The organism is Bacillus sp. (in: firmicutes), assembly GCF_031983925.1.
GTDB classification, from domain to species: Bacteria; Bacillota; Bacilli; order Bacillales; family Bacillaceae_G; genus Bacillus_A; species Bacillus_A pacificus.
The window spans coordinates 1-13,034 of sequence record NZ_DALYZR010000005.1; the positions used below are offsets into that span (position 1 = coordinate 1).

The window sequence follows — 13,034 nt, forward strand, 5'->3', positions numbered from 1 at the left end:
AACTTGTGTAAATTTGATTGAATTGTATAGATTTAGTTAAGTTTATCGTATCGGAAAGTGTTTTTGACGAGTTATTAAATGCAAAAGAAGAAGTCTTTTGCATTTACCTTTTAAATAGACTAGATAATACATTTAGGAATGAAAATTTGTAAATATATGGTATAATTCTATTAAAAGGTGAAAGGAGCTTCTAACATGTGGTTCACTTCGGCAATCGCGCCTGTTCTAATAGTCGGGGGAATTGTAGTATTTGTAATAAAAAGATTGGAACATAAATATAAGCACGGCAAATTGGGTAAGAAAAAATCAAATGAGGCTCAAATTTTATTAGACAGTTTAATACCAATAGGAATGTTTATTGGTTGTATGATTGGCTTGATTTTCGGCATGTTTTTCCCGGACTTCTCCCTGCTTTCAGTTAGTTTAGGGGCCGGAATAGGCTATTTATTTGGTTATTTCGCCTATGAAATTTATAGTAAGACAGGAAATAACTTTTCCTAATTCAAAAAGAATAAATAGGACAGTACATAGTCGTCATATCCAATATGTACTGTCCTTTATTTTGGCATCAACGTAATCACCTTACGTTCCACATCCTATACACCTTTTTGATTGATTTTCCTCTCCTCCCTCTTTCGTATATCCGCTTTTTTATTTTCACTAGATCTATATCCATAGTAAAGTAAAGCACATGTAATAACTGAACCTACAATGTAGCCTAAAAAACACCCTAACCAAAACATAATGTAATTGCCTCCAATCCTTTATAAAGTAAAACTTTAATCAGCTCTCACCAATCGGACGTTTACGGACAGTTGATCTCCCACCTAACTTCTTTGCTCCAATTGAAATTTTGAGGTGGGAGTTTTACTGTCCGTTAGCGCGGGATAAATTTTATGTACTATAACTCTTTACATGCTTAATCGTTTATTTCTATAAACTATACACTCTCTAAGGCTATTCATACCATTATTTCTCTTCTTACCTCAAATGACAATTTTATTATTTGTCATAAAGTTAATATTTTTCCATATTATTACTTTTCCCTTTGAAAGTAATATACTACATTTGAAATAAGCAGGCTAGTATATTGGCTCTTCTCCCTCTTACCTTTAGTTATGAACAAAAAAATCCCCTTAAAGCATAAGCTTTAAGGGGTGAGCCTGTTTTTTTATTTACTTATATACGTACAGCTGTACCACTTACAGCGACCATTAACATTCCATCACGAACTACTTCGTAATCTACGTCAATACCAACGATAGCGTTCGCGCCTTTTTGTTTTGCAAGTTCTTTCATTTCATCCATTGCGATATCACGAGCTTCTTTTAGTTTGCTTTCGTAAGAACCAGCACGACCACCGACAACATCACGAACAGAAGCGAATAAATCGCGGACAATATTTGCACCCATAATAGCTTCACCATTTACAATATCGATATACTCAATAATTTCTTTACCTTGAATTCCAGACGTTGTTGTTACAATCATGACTGACACGCTCCTAATAATTTGTAGTTTGAATAAGCTTTCTTATGTCTTTATTATGACATGGAACAAACAATGAATCTATTGAATTACCTTACAGGAATGTGACAGTTTTGTAAGAATACAGCGACTATTTTGTTTAATAAAGCGCTTTAACATTAGGATACATAAACGATTCCCTATTTTCTTTCCAGTCGCGTTCTACTTCTTTAAAAGTCGGTCGTCCTAATTCTCCCTTGTTTCCCTGTTTACGAAACCATTTCTTCACATACTTCTCTCCATTTTTATTTTGTACTGTACAAAGGAAGCTATTACTACTATCCTTTAATATTTTTACAATCACGACAAGACACCCCTTCTCTCTTAAACTTGATCTTTTACTATAAGCCCTTCCTCTCTTATAGTCATACGACTCCTCGGTCGCGCCAAAGTTGTAAGATCAAAAAACGATATTCACTTTGCTTATTTAAAGAAATCAGAGTTATACGCATTGTGCTTATCAAATATTTTATAGATTTCTAACTTATCATCTAATTTTGCATCTACTAAAATTAATATATTGCCATCGTAAATGTATTCTTCATACTTTTTAGCATGGTCTTCAGGGATTCCTAAGCCGATAAATGCGCCTATTAAACTTCCAGCTCCTCCGCCAATACCGGCTCCTCCAATAGCTGCTGCGATAGGTCCCGCTGCTACAATTGGGCCCAGTCCAGATACGGCAAGTACACCAAGACCTGTTAATAAACCTCCGAGTCCTCCTGCTACTCCTCCTGCTACAAGCCCTGTCGCTGAAAAGATATCTGCTTTATGTGCAGTTTCATGATTCACTTTCTCACCTGATTTTTCTTCCAGATGTTCAATTTCCTTTTGATCTTTCGCAATAGCTGAAATGTTATCTGCCGAGTATCCTTTTTCCTTTAATTCATTAATAACGAGTGCCGCATCATCAATTGTTTGAAAAACACCTACTATTTTTCTATCCACATTCATAACTATTAACCTCCTAAAGTTTTATATAATATATCTTTATTACTCTTCGTTTTTATATACACTAATTTTTTTATTCACATATCCATTCACAAAAAACGCCAATAATAAAAGGATTACAAGAGAACTACTTAACAAGTAAATGAAATCAAATGTAATATCCGTTATCATTTTATCCATATGTAACAGTCTCCTTTTTATTTAAAGTAAAAGTATAAAACCTTACAATTCATCTTCGGTCAATCTCTTTGTAGTATATGTATACCCTCCATAACTCTTTCTAAACGTAAAAAACTATAATTATATTTTTTAAATTTTATAGGTTTAACATTTTTTTAAACGGGTATGTTTATATTGTTATGCTTATTATATGGAAAGGAATATTACGATGAATGCCATTCACTCTACTACTATTCTTTATAATGAAACACCTACAATAACGCAGATTCATCATTTTTATGCTGTAATGACAACATTTCAAACGAATGTATTTATAAGTAAACACGGAACACTTACTGCTATTAAAAATTTAAGCACATTAGTATCATTTTTCCTTACTGTAAAAAAGAGAGAGCTTGTATTATTTATCTTTGAAGGAATAGATGCAAAAAAAGCTTTAAGAACACTCTTTCCTTCTTAAAAGTTTTGTTATCCCCCTATTCCCTCAATTGTTACTTTTCATATATCGTTTTATACTTCAAAATGATTTCTTCTATTCAAAACGAGACCCCCTAATACAATAGGGGGATTTCTAGTTTGGCCCTATGAAAACTGATATAATATATATTACGTTTTTCATTCTTTAAAATAGAAAACTTTTAATAACCTTGAAGGTAGGAATTTTTAATGAAATCGGAAACAAAATTTAGTATTCGCTACAAAATTATGGCTGGTTATTTAGTTATCATTTTGTTCTTACTTATTTCTTTCATTATGCTAAACAATGAGATTTCCAATTTACAAAAATCTCGTAATTTTATTATTGATCACGATTTTAAAGTTCTTAATTTAACGAATCAAGTGGAGAAAGAATTGCTAACAATTGAAAATAAAGCGAAGGGCTTTATCACTTCTAATAACGCGAATTATCTGCAATCTCTTAACTCTGCCGAAAAAGATTATGAAAAACATTACCATGATCTTTTTTCTTTATTAGAAGATAACCCATCTCAGCAAGAAAAATTAAAACAGATTAACGGAAATATTACTAATTGGATAAATAAAGAAATTCACCCGTTAATTGCAAACCATAATAGTAATAACATACAAGAAATCGACACTACCGAAATTCAATCATTGCAATCACAGCTAACTGACTTCCGTAGCACTGAGGAGCAATTAACGAAAAAAAGAGCTACACAATTAGATACTGAAAATAATAAATTAGAGATTTGGTTATACAGTTTATTGTTCTTACTTTCTTGTATTTCTATTATCGTTTCACTCTATATTTCGAATTCCATTACAAAAACGATTAAAAATGTAATTCAAGCTATTAAATCCATTTCTTCTAAAGAAAAAATTACGGAAAGAATTCATGTAAATACACATGACGAAATAAAAGATCTTGCTCATACAACAAATCACCTACTGGACGAAATATCGAAAAGAGAGTGGTTACAAACAGAGCTTGCAGAATTAATTTTAATGTATCAAGGTGTATCTTCTATTGAAGTGTTAGGCAACAAAATTTTGAGTGGCATTATACAAAAAACGCAAACTTCTTGCGGTGCATTTTATGTACGTGAAGAAGTTGAAGAAACTGTCTACTATGTGAAGAAAGCTTCTTTCGCTGAGCAAGGTGCTGATATTGGAAAACAATCTATTAAAATGGGTGAAGGTTTCATTGGACAGTCTGCTTTAGAAAAGAAAAGTTTTATTCTGAGGGACATACCTGAAGAGTTTCGTTACGTTACTACTGGATTATTAGAAATACGTCCTAAAAATATACTAGTCATCCCTGTCTTATTTGAAGATGAAGTAATTGCAGTAATGGAGTTAGTAAGTGTAACTGAGATTTCAGACTTACATCAAGATTTCATTCAACAAACTGTTGATAATCTAGGTTTAACAATCCATAGTATTATGGGACGTATGCGAATTCAAACCCTTTTACATGAATCACAAGCAATGACAGAAGAGTTACAAGTTCAATCAGAAGAATTGCAAACGCAAGCGGAAGAACTACAAATGCAAGCCGAAGAATTACGAACAACGAATGAACAATTAGAATCTAGAACGGAAGAGGCCGAACAAAAGACAGCTGACTTACAAATTACGAAATTAGAATTAGAAGAAAAAGCAAGCGAGTTGTTACGTAGCTCAAAATATAAATCAGAATTTCTAGCAAATATGTCACATGAATTACGCACACCATTAAATAGTATTTTACTATTATCTGAAATGTTAAAAGAAAATCATGACAATCATCTATCCGATGATGAAATTGAATTGGCAACCGTTATTCATTCATCAGGAAAAGATTTGCTTACTTTAATTAATGACATACTAGATTTATCGAAAGTAGAAGCCGGAAAACTAGATGTCATTTTTGAAGCAACGAACATAAGTGATATGGCAGCAAGTATGCAGCAAAACTTCTTACATATCGCTGCACAAAAAAATGTAGAATTTACTGTTGAAGACAGTGACACCATTCCTAATCTGTTTTATACAGATGCAAAACGGATTGAACAAATTATTAAAAATTTATTATCCAATGCATTTAAATTTACAGAAAAAGGATCTGTCTCTTTACATTTCGATTCAATAGAAACAAGCAACTTGAGTCATGATATGCAGTCTATAAGTAAAGACTGGATATCAATTTCAGTAAAAGATACTGGTATTGGTATCGCTAAAGAACAGCATCAACTTATTTTCGAAGCCTTTCAACAGGCAGATGGCGCAACGATTCGAAAATATGGTGGTACAGGCTTAGGATTATCTATTTGTAAAGAGTTTGCTAGATTGTTAGGTGGTTGGATTACGTTACAGAGTCATGTAGGAGAAGGCAGTACTTTCACTGTATATATTCCTAACCTTCCAAATGGATTAACTGATATACAAGTATCCAATTTAGAAGTCGCAGCAACGGTAGAAGATGTTATTCCTGCTGAAGTTGTTGAGGAAACTATCGTGATTCCAGAAACTAATAACGTCTTCCAAGAGAAAACTATTTTAATTGTCGATGATGATCATCGAAATATATTTGCGTTACAAAATGCACTAGAAAAACAACATGCTAACATTATTACTGCACAAAACGGTATAGAGTGTTTAGACATACTAAAAAACAATACAAATATCGACCTTATTTTAATGGATATTATGATGCCGAATATGGACGGTTATGAAACGATGGAACATATCCGAATGAACTTAGGATTACATGAAATACCTATTATCGCATTAACTGCGAAAGCAATGCCAAATGATAAGGAAAAATGTTTATCTGCTGGCGCTTCAGATTATATAAGTAAACCATTAAATTTACATCAACTCTATTCGGTAATGAGTGTATGGTTAATAAAATAAGTGAGGTTTCGTTTCAGTGGAAAATAAGTATTATAATTTTGATCCATCAGTAGATACGGATAAGCGTACGAACTTAGAAATTGACTTACTATTGGAAGCGGTATTTAAACTATCAGGATTTGATTTTCGCCAATATGCTCGCACATCTATTTATAGGCGGATTTGTAATCGAATGCAGCTTTCTAATATCCCTACCATTTCAAAATTAATTGAAAAAGTAATTCATGAAGAGGGGGTTTTAGAACAGTTATTAAATGATTTCTCCATTAATGTAACTGAGATGTTCCGTAACCCTATCTTTTTTAAGGCGCTAAGAGAGCATGTTATTCCTGAATTAAGAAAGCATCCTGAAATTAGAATTTGGCATGCTGGATGTGCAACTGGTGAAGAAGTATTATCCATGTCCATCTTACTTCATGAAGAAGGATTAAGTGAAAAAGCTGTTATTTACGCAACAGATATGAATACAAATGTGTTAGAAAAAGCAAAACAAGGCATCCTTCCGTTAAATAAAATGCAAACTTATACGAAAAACTATTTACAAGCTGGCGGTACACAAGCATTTTCCAACTATTATTCAACGGATAGTCGCTTTGCTTATTTTAATCCGTCACTGTTACAAAACATTATTTTTGCGCAGCATAATTTAGTAACTGATCAATCTTTTAACGAATTTCACATTATACTTTGCCGTAACGTTTTAATTTACTTTACGAGTAAACTTCAAAACCAAGTACAGCAACTATTTTATGAAAGTTTAGGTCACAACGGATTCCTATGTTTAGGAAATAAAGAAACGCTTCGTTTTTCAGATATAATGCCGCATTATATCCAATTTAATCCGAACGAACAAATCTACCAAAAAATACAATAAAAGCGTATGAAATCCTCTGTTTGGATTTCATACGCTTTTTATTTCGCATTCGTTTGTATCATAATGAGGCACATATCATCTGATTGTGCTTTCTTCTGTTCTTCCTTATAAAACCCTTCTATCTCTTCTTCTAAATCTCCCCATTTTCTTTCTGTAAAAGCACGTAATTTCTCTTCAGCCTCAAATTCATCATTTGCAATTGCTTCAAGAACACCATCTGTAAACAATGTGATTTGAGCGTTCTTCTCAAAAGGTATAACTGTCTTTTCAACTTTTATTTCATCAAAAAATCCTACCGCACAACTCCCGCGATTTAGTTCCACTACATTCGTTTCATCAACTAAAACGTACCCAGAAGGATGTCCTGCATTTACATATTCAATCGTTCTCTTTTCTGTATCCACTACTAAGTATATCGCTGTAAAATAATATGGAATATTGTCATTCTCATTATGTAAAAGAGTCATATATTTATTTAAGTCTTTCATAACGAGTTCTGGATCGATTAAACTTTTAATCGTTTCACGTAATACAGACGAAATAAACATACAAACTAATGAAGCTGATACACCATGTCCCATCACATCTAATAATATAATACCATAGCGGTTTTCATCGATTTTATACCAGTAATACATATCTCCAGCTAGTTTAAATGAAGGTAAGTAACTTGCTTCGATTTTTATGTGTTCTTCTCTTAATGGACTACTTAATAAGTTTCTTTGTACTTGCGTAGCTAAATCTAGTTCATTCCGAAGATTTTCTTCCTGTTCTTTATGCCAATTTAATTCCGATTTCAAGCGTAATGCTACACGCATACGCGCTAACAATTCAACTTTATTTATCGGTTTCGTAATATAATCCATTGCCCCCATATCAAGCGCTTCAGCTAATTTATTTGCATCTTCTAAAGCTGTTACAAAAATAATAGGAACATCTTTAAACTTCTCCTCTTTTTGTAATCGCCTACAAACTTCAAGTCCATCAATTTCAGGCATCATAATATCTAATAGTATTAAATCTATTTCGTTATGCCTGGAAGAATCTTTTCCAAAATGGATGTATTCGAAAAGCTCTTGTGCAGAATTCAGCGATACAAGATCCTGATATCCGGCTTGTTTTAAAATCTTCTTAATTACAAAGATGTTAACCGGATTATCATCTACAATTAAAATGGACACAAGTGATTTCCCCTTTTCTTATATAAAATGTAAATCGATTATCATTTTCTATTTTTCTAGTATTACATACTCAGTTACAAAATGAAAATTTCCTACTCATACCTATTTTTTATACAGCAAAAGAACAAACCCCCAGAAATGAGAGTTTGTTCTTTCACTCTATAAATTTCCACTTTTAATTTAGCACCATTGCTTTATCATTTAAAAGACGATCCAATTCTTCCATATGATTGGTTTCATCTGCAATCATATCTTCTAACTTTACAACTAACTCTGTCATATTTAAATTCGCGGCTTGTTCTTTTCGCTTTTCATAACGCTTAATTGTTTCATATTCTGATTCTCTAGCATATTCTAACATTTCTCTAACATCTTCTGCTTGTTTCACTCGTAAAGGGATTGTAGTAGGTGTACCACCTAGCGTCTTAATTTTCTCCGCTAAATATAGGGCATGTCCTTGTTCATCACTAATTTCAGATTCAAAGAAAGGTTTTAACACTTGTCTATATATACCAGAAACTGTAGCTGCATTATGGTTATACATAATAATTGCTGAGTATTCTCCCGCTAAATCTTCATTCAATCCTTCGATTAGTTCTTTCACATCGTGTGACATTTCATATCTCCTCCTATACTTAATAAGTACCCCTTTTCTCATGTTTTAAACATCATTATTTAAAATTTTTTATGTATCTAAAAATGCGGCTTGTTTCAACTTACTTATCGCTTGTCTTTTAATACGAGAAACGTGCATTTGTGAAATACCTAACCGTTCCCCTGTATCTTTTTGATTTAAATTTTCTTCAAATATATAATGAATAACACTCTTTTCCGTTTCATTTAATACGTTAAAAATATCCTTTAAAACGAGACGCCTTTCTGTCTCTTCATATCCTTGCTCTACTTCACCTACAGATTCAATTCTCGCTACCGAACTGCCATCAGATGCATTTTCAACTACATCATCTAAGGAGGATACTCGATAATTATTTTTCGCATCCATAATTTCTAGCACTTCCTCTTCGGATAGTTCTAAATGATCCGCAATCTCTATAATTTTCGGTGAACGTTGCAGTTGATCTGTTAACTCCTCTATCGCAAGTTTAATTTTTCCGCCTAAATCTTTAATTCGCCTTGGAACGTGAATGCCCCATGTTTTATCACGTAAATACTTTTTTATTTCCCCTACTATCGTAGGGATTGCAAACGGCTCAAAAGCATTCCCTATCGAATAATCATACCTTCTTATTGCGCCTAAGAGCCCTAACATTCCTACTTGTATAATATCCTCATGCATCGGCCCGCCTTTTGAATAGCGATATGCAATGGAATAGACGAGATTTTTATAATGCTCAACTAACCTTTCCTGCGCTTCATCACATTGGTTTTGTTGAAATTCTGCAATTAGTTTCATAACGTCTTCTTTAGTAAGAGTTGTAGGTTGAGATTGGATTTCCATCATTCTCCACCTGCTCTCTTTGTATATATTTTGTCATTAAAACTGTCATGCCCTCATCATGCATAATTTGTATATCATCCATTAACGTATTGATTAAATATAAACCTAAACCATTTTCCGGCAAGTGCTCTACTGGTTTATTAATATCATACGGACCAACTTTCCTTTTTAAATTATTAAAATCAAAGCTAACCCCATTATCCGCAACCATAATTTCTAATCGATCTTCATATAGACCGAAGACAATTGTAATTTCTCCAACGTCTTCTTTATATGCATGTTGTACAATATTTGTACATGCTTCACTAATAGCAATTTTCATATCCTCTATATCGTCGTAAGCAAAACCCATTCGATTCGCAACACCAGCCATTGTTAAACGAATAATAGCGACATATTCTGCCTTTGCAGGAATTTTCATTTCTATCTTTTCAAATCTCTCCATCATCCCTAGTCACCTTCTTTCTACTTTTTCAAAATCGGAATTCAAATTTAATATTTCTGTTAACCCTGTAATATCAAATAATCTTTTTAACCTTTTAGATACACCAATAAACTCTAGCTTTCCATCATTTTTCTTAACTGCTTTTAATAGCGCTATAAAAACACCTAAGCCTGTACTATCCATATACTCTACCTCAGTAAAATCTACTACAATATGAACCTCTTTTTCGCTTGCAATAGGCATGATCTTATTTTTCAAATCTGATGCCGTATATGCATCAATTTCACCATTAAGTTGTACCGTATAACCTACATCATTTTGCAAAATATGTATTCCCAAATTCATCATTTCCGCCCCCTTATCTCAAACTACTACTATGTTAATTACCCATAAAAATTAGTTTTAAACATATTTTTTTATTTTTATTATAAATAAATTTTCTACACCTTTCTCGGCTTAACACGTAAAAACTACTACTAAATGTTTAAAGCTTATAAATTTGTGTATGTATAATGTATAAACATTATTTTTAGGGGGATCTATCTATGGAAGAGCACAATTTTAAAAAGGGAGATTTCGTACAATTTTCTTATCGACACGATCATGCTACAAAATTAGTTGGTTCCATTATTAACATACTAACGAATACAATTGTAGTGGATATAGGTAATAAAGAAGACTTGTCTCATATAGAACCAAGGCAAGTTGTAAGAATAAATAATTGCGAAAAAGTAACGATGGTTTAATACATAATAGAAAGTGTAATTTCAATGAGCGGGGAATTCTTTATTCCCCGCTCATTCGCATGCAAAATATAAAAAAGCATCCAAATTATTTTAATTGGATGCTTTTTTATGTATATTTATCATTCTATTTACTTTATAGCTATATATAATAAACTTAAGATTACTATTCATGATCAAACTTACGCTTTCCGCAGCATTCTAGAGAAGAATGTAACGATTAAAATAAAGACGATTGCACCTAATAACGCTGGAAGAACGAAAATACCTCCCCATTCAGGACCCCAATGACCAAATAACGCACTACCTACCCAAGATCCGATTAATCCCGCAATCACATTACCAACTATACCTAAAGGAAAGTCTTTTCCCGTAATCATTCCAGCTAACGCACCAATAAGTCCACCTACAATACACGTAATAATAAGTCCCACAATTAAGCCTCCCATATTATTTTTATAATGGATTTATCAAGCTTTGGTTTGTAACCAAAGCTTGATAAACATGTATTATTCTTTATTATCCAGCCCATCACTTATCTTTTGTTTCACTTTTCCGACTTTTTCTTTTATCGTTCCCTTCGTCTTCTCCCACTTCCCTTCATTTTTCAACTCTCTATCTTCTGTAACTTCACCAATTCCTTCTTTTACTTGTCCCTTTGTCTTTTCAACTTTACCTGTAATTTGTTCTTTTAGTCCGCCACTCATATTTCCCATCTCCTTTTCTTAATAGATTTATAGGATACAAATTTAAATAGAATACGTGCATCTTCTTTCTTGTAACCATTCACCGACTCTTTCTAAATCCTTAACGAATAACAAGATTTTCCCTTCATCCAGCTTTTCTTCATAGAAGTTCGCTTCTTCCTCATTAAGCCCTAACTCCTGCATCTTATTTCTTAACTGATCTCCCGTTTTTTGAAAGACATTAATAATGCTTGTCCCAAGCCCCTCCTCTTTTATACCAATTGTATTTACGTCTGCATTGTCTGCGATTCTATCTGTCCTTTCTTTCTCGTGTGTTAATACGTAAATATCTTTTTGGTCTATTCCTTTCTTCACTAGATCATTCGCCGCATTCATGACCTCTTTCTCCGTAATAAATTCATATACAAAAGGTTTACTATACTTCGTTTCCATCTTTAACTTCCTCCTTTAAAATGAATTATTTGTTATATTATATGTAGTACACCCATTTTCGAAATGTTAAACATAAAATTTGAAAAAAAATGAGAAGGAGAGTACATATGCACTTTCGTCTAGAGTTATTTGTAGAAGATTTGCAAAGGTCTATTCGTTTTTATGAGGAAATCCTTACCCTTGTATTCTCAAAAAAGAATACAACTGGTGCAATGATTAAACTAGGGGATTTTTCTTTATTATTGACCCCTGATTATATTCTTAATGAAAATCATTATTTAAAAACAGATGGACTTAATCCAAAAGGTAAAGGTGTTGAGATTATCATAGTTTTTGATCATATCGAACAAATATACCAACATGTATTAGAAAAAAATTATCCAGTGGAATCTAACCTTAAAATGCAATCTTGGGGAATGAAGGATTTTCGTATCGTAGACCCTGATGGTTATTATTTACGATTAACCTCCTCTTGAATTTTCTTTATCCCAAAACTAGTAGAATAAATCCCCTTACAATAACTACCTAAATTAACAGAAAATTGTTATAATTAAACATAAGGAGGGATACTATGAAAAAAATCATATCTATATGCGCTCTAACCGCTCTATCTTTCACTTTAATAGGCTGTACAAGCACCTCAGCTACAGATAAAGCTTCACAAGCTAAGCAAGAACATACACAAACTACCTTTCAATTAAAATCCGCAAATATTACAGACATTGAAATACTTAGTACAATAAATAACAACGTTTCAAAATCTCAAACAGACAACGAAGAAATGATACAATCTATCGTTTCAGCAGTTCAAAAAGGCACGCCTAAAACAATCACTTTAGATCAAAAAAAGCGAGAATCTGCACATTCTACTATTACCGTTACATATAAAGATGACGCAAAAGAAGAATTTCTTGTTTGGGTTGATAATAAAGAGCAAATTACGATTGCTAAAGATGAGAAGAAGGATAAGGTCGAGGGGGTGATTGTGAATATTGAAGATGCTAAAATGATGAAGGATTTTTTTAAGAAAACATCTTAGCAGATAACTTTTCTTTATACATTAAAAAAGCCCACCTATTTCCGTAGGCGGGCTTTATCTTTATTACACAATAAGAAAGTATACTCTCTTTTCCTCTGAAATTTTATGTAATTATACATATTCATGAACATAAATATAT

General features: G+C 32.6%; 19 protein-coding genes. 7 read left to right on the forward strand and 12 right to left on the reverse strand.

What is annotated here, in order from left to right; translation table 11 throughout:
- Positions 1-195: 195 nt before the first annotated feature.
- Positions 196-501 carry a hypothetical protein gene (locus RTP99_RS16715; protein ID WP_000264366.1) on the forward strand — a complete coding sequence of 102 codons (306 nt, stop codon included), beginning with the start codon at positions 196-198 and terminating at the stop codon, positions 499-501.
- Positions 502-1,179: 678 nt separating this feature from the next.
- Here RTP99_RS16715 and RTP99_RS16720 read toward each other — a convergent pair.
- The 4 genes from RTP99_RS16720 to RTP99_RS16735 form a co-directional block, all read right to left on the reverse strand.
- A complete protein-coding gene (locus tag RTP99_RS16720; RefSeq protein WP_000637510.1) occupies positions 1,180-1,491 on the reverse strand; it encodes a YbjQ family protein in 312 nt (103 codons plus the stop codon).
- A gap of 136 nt (positions 1,492-1,627) precedes the next feature.
- Positions 1,628-1,831 (reverse strand): DUF4028 family protein, encoded by a 204-nt coding sequence (locus RTP99_RS16725; protein ID WP_000635856.1) that lies wholly within the window; start codon positions 1,829-1,831, stop codon positions 1,628-1,630.
- Between the two features lie 119 nt (positions 1,832-1,950).
- Positions 1,951-2,481 (reverse strand): general stress protein, encoded by a 531-nt coding sequence (locus RTP99_RS16730; RefSeq protein ID WP_001100076.1) that lies wholly within the window; start codon positions 2,479-2,481, stop codon positions 1,951-1,953.
- A 39-nt stretch (positions 2,482-2,520) separates the two neighbouring features.
- Positions 2,521-2,658: a hypothetical protein gene (locus tag RTP99_RS16735; protein ID WP_000359813.1), complete on the reverse strand. Its 138-nt coding sequence runs from the start codon at positions 2,656-2,658 to the stop codon at positions 2,521-2,523.
- 208 nt (positions 2,659-2,866) lie between these two features.
- On the opposite strand from RTP99_RS16735, the gene RTP99_RS16740 reads away from it, so the two are divergent.
- The 3 genes from RTP99_RS16740 (at position 2,867) to RTP99_RS16750 (ending at position 6,889) form a co-directional block, all read left to right on the forward strand.
- Positions 2,867-3,118 carry a hypothetical protein gene (locus RTP99_RS16740; protein ID WP_000991343.1) on the forward strand — a complete coding sequence of 84 codons (252 nt, stop codon included), beginning with the start codon at positions 2,867-2,869 and terminating at the stop codon, positions 3,116-3,118.
- Positions 3,119-3,324: 206 nt separating this feature from the next.
- The gene (locus RTP99_RS16745; RefSeq protein WP_000834393.1) at positions 3,325-6,015 is read left to right on the forward strand and encodes an ATP-binding protein; all 2,691 of its coding nucleotides are present in this window, start codon (positions 3,325-3,327) and stop codon (positions 6,013-6,015) included.
- Between the two features lie 16 nt (positions 6,016-6,031).
- The gene (locus RTP99_RS16750) at positions 6,032-6,889 is read left to right on the forward strand and encodes a CheR family methyltransferase (protein WP_000429057.1); all 858 of its coding nucleotides are present in this window, start codon (positions 6,032-6,034) and stop codon (positions 6,887-6,889) included.
- Positions 6,890-6,927: 38 nt separating this feature from the next.
- On the opposite strand, the gene RTP99_RS16755 is transcribed toward RTP99_RS16750, so the two are convergent.
- The 5 genes from RTP99_RS16755 to rsbV form a co-directional block, all read right to left on the reverse strand.
- A complete protein-coding gene (locus RTP99_RS16755; protein WP_000025562.1) occupies positions 6,928-8,070 on the reverse strand; it encodes a fused response regulator/phosphatase in 1,143 nt (380 codons plus the stop codon).
- 175 nt (positions 8,071-8,245) lie between these two features.
- On the reverse strand, positions 8,246-8,686 hold the full coding sequence (locus tag RTP99_RS16760; RefSeq protein WP_000017761.1) for a ferritin-like domain-containing protein: 441 nt from the start codon (positions 8,684-8,686) through the stop codon (positions 8,246-8,248).
- Between the two features lie 69 nt (positions 8,687-8,755).
- Positions 8,756-9,532: an RNA polymerase sigma factor SigB gene (gene sigB, locus RTP99_RS16765; RefSeq protein ID WP_041184650.1), complete on the reverse strand. Its 777-nt coding sequence runs from the start codon at positions 9,530-9,532 to the stop codon at positions 8,756-8,758.
- Positions 9,495-9,977, reverse strand: a complete 483-nt coding sequence (rsbW, locus tag RTP99_RS16770) for an anti-sigma B factor RsbW (protein ID WP_000970582.1) — start codon at positions 9,975-9,977, stop codon at positions 9,495-9,497. The genes sigB and rsbW overlap by 38 nt, the downstream gene beginning before the upstream one ends.
- A 6-nt stretch (positions 9,978-9,983) precedes the next feature.
- On the reverse strand, positions 9,984-10,322 hold the full coding sequence (gene rsbV / locus RTP99_RS16775; RefSeq protein ID WP_041184649.1) for an anti sigma b factor antagonist RsbV: 339 nt from the start codon (positions 10,320-10,322) through the stop codon (positions 9,984-9,986).
- A gap of 197 nt (positions 10,323-10,519) precedes the next feature.
- Here rsbV and RTP99_RS16780 point away from each other — a divergent pair, with 197 nt between their 5' ends.
- Entirely contained in the window at positions 10,520-10,720 is a 201-nt protein-coding gene (locus RTP99_RS16780; RefSeq protein WP_000390992.1) for a hypothetical protein, read from the forward strand.
- 179 nt (positions 10,721-10,899) lie between these two features.
- On the opposite strand, the gene RTP99_RS16785 is transcribed toward RTP99_RS16780, so the two are convergent.
- The 3 genes from RTP99_RS16785 to RTP99_RS16795 form a co-directional block, all read right to left on the reverse strand.
- Positions 10,900-11,151 carry a GlsB/YeaQ/YmgE family stress response membrane protein gene (locus RTP99_RS16785; RefSeq protein WP_000522903.1) on the reverse strand — a complete coding sequence of 84 codons (252 nt, stop codon included), beginning with the start codon at positions 11,149-11,151 and terminating at the stop codon, positions 10,900-10,902.
- 75 nt (positions 11,152-11,226) lie between these two features.
- Positions 11,227-11,433, reverse strand: a complete 207-nt coding sequence (locus RTP99_RS16790) for a CsbD family protein (protein WP_370530088.1) — start codon at positions 11,431-11,433, stop codon at positions 11,227-11,229.
- Between the two features lie 33 nt (positions 11,434-11,466).
- Positions 11,467-11,856 carry a YflT domain-containing protein gene (locus RTP99_RS16795; RefSeq protein ID WP_000448809.1) on the reverse strand — a complete coding sequence of 130 codons (390 nt, stop codon included), beginning with the start codon at positions 11,854-11,856 and terminating at the stop codon, positions 11,467-11,469.
- 107 nt (positions 11,857-11,963) lie between these two features.
- Between RTP99_RS16795 and RTP99_RS16800 the strand changes: the two genes are divergently transcribed.
- The gene (locus tag RTP99_RS16800) at positions 11,964-12,332 is read left to right on the forward strand and encodes a VOC family protein (RefSeq protein WP_000545706.1); all 369 of its coding nucleotides are present in this window, start codon (positions 11,964-11,966) and stop codon (positions 12,330-12,332) included.
- A 95-nt stretch (positions 12,333-12,427) separates the two neighbouring features.
- On the forward strand, positions 12,428-12,895 hold the full coding sequence (locus RTP99_RS16805) for a hypothetical protein (RefSeq protein ID WP_000720853.1): 468 nt from the start codon (positions 12,428-12,430) through the stop codon (positions 12,893-12,895).
- Positions 12,896-13,034: the final 139 nt, after the last annotated feature.

Excerpts from the sequence above, each read along its gene's own strand:
- RTP99_RS16715 (WP_000264366.1), top strand. The coding sequence starts at position 196 with ATGTGGTTCACTTCGGCAATCGCGCCTGTTCTAATAGTCGGGGGAATT.
- RTP99_RS16720 (WP_000637510.1), bottom strand. The coding sequence starts at position 1,491 with ATGATTGTAACAACAACGTCTGGAATTCAAGGTAAAGAAATTATTGAG.
- RTP99_RS16730 (WP_001100076.1), bottom strand. The coding sequence starts at position 2,481 with ATGAATGTGGATAGAAAAATAGTAGGTGTTTTTCAAACAATTGATGAT.
- RTP99_RS16735 (WP_000359813.1), bottom strand. The coding sequence starts at position 2,658 with ATGGATAAAATGATAACGGATATTACATTTGATTTCATTTACTTGTTA.
- RTP99_RS16740 (WP_000991343.1), top strand. The coding sequence starts at position 2,867 with ATGAATGCCATTCACTCTACTACTATTCTTTATAATGAAACACCTACA.
- RTP99_RS16745 (WP_000834393.1), top strand. The coding sequence starts at position 3,325 with ATGAAATCGGAAACAAAATTTAGTATTCGCTACAAAATTATGGCTGGT.
- RTP99_RS16760 (WP_000017761.1), bottom strand. The coding sequence starts at position 8,686 with ATGTCACACGATGTGAAAGAACTAATCGAAGGATTGAATGAAGATTTA.
- sigB (WP_041184650.1), bottom strand. The coding sequence starts at position 9,532 with ATGATGGAAATCCAATCTCAACCTACAACTCTTACTAAAGAAGACGTT.
- rsbW (WP_000970582.1), bottom strand. The coding sequence starts at position 9,977 with ATGATGGAGAGATTTGAAAAGATAGAAATGAAAATTCCTGCAAAGGCA.
- rsbV (WP_041184649.1), bottom strand. The coding sequence starts at position 10,322 with ATGATGAATTTGGGAATACATATTTTGCAAAATGATGTAGGTTATACG.
- RTP99_RS16780 (WP_000390992.1), top strand. The coding sequence starts at position 10,520 with ATGGAAGAGCACAATTTTAAAAAGGGAGATTTCGTACAATTTTCTTAT.
- RTP99_RS16790 (WP_370530088.1), bottom strand. The coding sequence starts at position 11,433 with ATGGGAAATATGAGTGGCGGACTAAAAGAACAAATTACAGGTAAAGTT.
- RTP99_RS16795 (WP_000448809.1), bottom strand. The coding sequence starts at position 11,856 with ATGGAAACGAAGTATAGTAAACCTTTTGTATATGAATTTATTACGGAG.
- RTP99_RS16800 (WP_000545706.1), top strand. The coding sequence starts at position 11,964 with ATGCACTTTCGTCTAGAGTTATTTGTAGAAGATTTGCAAAGGTCTATT.
- RTP99_RS16805 (WP_000720853.1), top strand. The coding sequence starts at position 12,428 with ATGAAAAAAATCATATCTATATGCGCTCTAACCGCTCTATCTTTCACT.